This is a genomic window from Citrobacter sp. S46_ASV_140 (genome assembly GCF_018919545.1).
Lineage (GTDB): Bacteria > Pseudomonadota > Gammaproteobacteria > Enterobacterales > Enterobacteriaceae > Citrobacter > Citrobacter braakii.
This window is the reverse complement of record NZ_JAHLRC010000265.1, coordinates 1-1273: the sequence shown is the minus strand read 5'-3', so window position 1 is coordinate 1273 and position 1273 is coordinate 1. Positions and strand designations below refer to the sequence as shown.

At 49.0% G+C, this 1273-nt stretch carries 2 protein-coding genes; both read left to right on the top strand.

Going from position 1 to position 1273, the window contains the following annotated elements; genetic code table 11:
• Positions 1 to 206: 206 nt before the first annotated feature.
• Positions 207 to 827, top strand: a complete 621-nt coding sequence (gene sodA, locus KQJ19_RS23645) for a superoxide dismutase [Mn] (RefSeq protein ID WP_016155203.1) — start codon at positions 207 to 209, stop codon at positions 825 to 827.
• 229 nt (positions 828 to 1056) lie between these two features.
• Positions 1057 to 1273 (top strand): 2-keto-3-deoxygluconate permease (locus KQJ19_RS23640; protein ID WP_216404279.1); only part of this gene is annotated, 217 nt, incomplete at its 3' end.

Sequence of the window (1273 nt, the reverse complement as noted above, 5' to 3'; positions counted from 1 at the left end):
CCCATGTCCTTCATGTCGCTGCCTATTTTCTACTCAGATTGGCAAGATCAGCCTGATTTTCCCAGTGATGCTCACACTTTTACCTCATAATAGCCATGTAAAAAGTACGGCATTGATAATCATTTTCAATATCATTTAATTAACTATAATGACCCAACTGCTTACGCGGCGTTAACACTGGCCGCCCGACAATACTGGAGATGATTATGAGTTATACACTGCCATCCCTGCCGTACGCTTATGATGCCCTTGAACCGCACTTCGATAAGCAGACGATGGAAATCCACCATACCAAACACCACCAGGCTTACGTAAACAACGCTAACGCTGCGCTGGAAAGCTTGCCTGAATTCGCGAGCCTGCCTGTTGAAGAGCTGATCACCAAACTGGATCAACTGCCAGCAGACAAGAAAACCGTACTGCGTAACAACGCGGGCGGCCACGCTAACCACAGCCTGTTCTGGAAAGGTCTGAAAACCGGTACTACGCTGCAGGGCGACCTGAAAGCGGCTATCGAACGTGACTTCGGCTCCGTGGACAACTTCAAAGCTGAATTTGAAAAAGCTGCGGCAACCCGTTTTGGTTCCGGCTGGGCGTGGCTGGTTCTGAAAGGTGACAAACTGGCTGTTGTTTCCACTGCTAACCAGGATTCCCCGCTGATGGGTGAAGCTATCTCTGGCGCTTCCGGCTTCCCGATCGTGGGCCTGGATGTTTGGGAACACGCTTACTACCTGAAATTCCAGAACCGCCGCCCGGACTACATCAAAGAGTTCTGGAACGTGGTGAACTGGGACGAAGCTGCCGCGCGTTTCGCAGCGAAAAAATAAGTTCTACGCTTTAGTAAGCCCCTGCAAGCGATGCTTGTGGGGGTTTTTTTGTGATCAAAATCAATATAAAAACAATGATCCACTTAAATTGAAACAAGGTTTTATTATGCGAGTGGGATCACTTTTATAGTCTCTATGAATGTCTATCTTCGTTTCATCAAGACGGGCGCATCTCATAAGCAAGATGCAATCGCCCATAAAAATTGCCCCATTTTTATGTCTACAGGTGATGGAAATGCAGATCAAACGAACGATAGAGAAAATCCCAGGCGGCATGATGCTGGTGCCGCTTTTTCTGGGCGCGTTGTGTCACACCTTTTCCCCCGGCGCCGGGAAATACTTCGGCTCCTTTACCAACGGTATGATCACCGGTACGGTGCCTATTCTGGCGGTCTGGTTCTTTTGTATGGGGGCGTCGATCAAGCTAAGCGCTACCGGTACCGTAC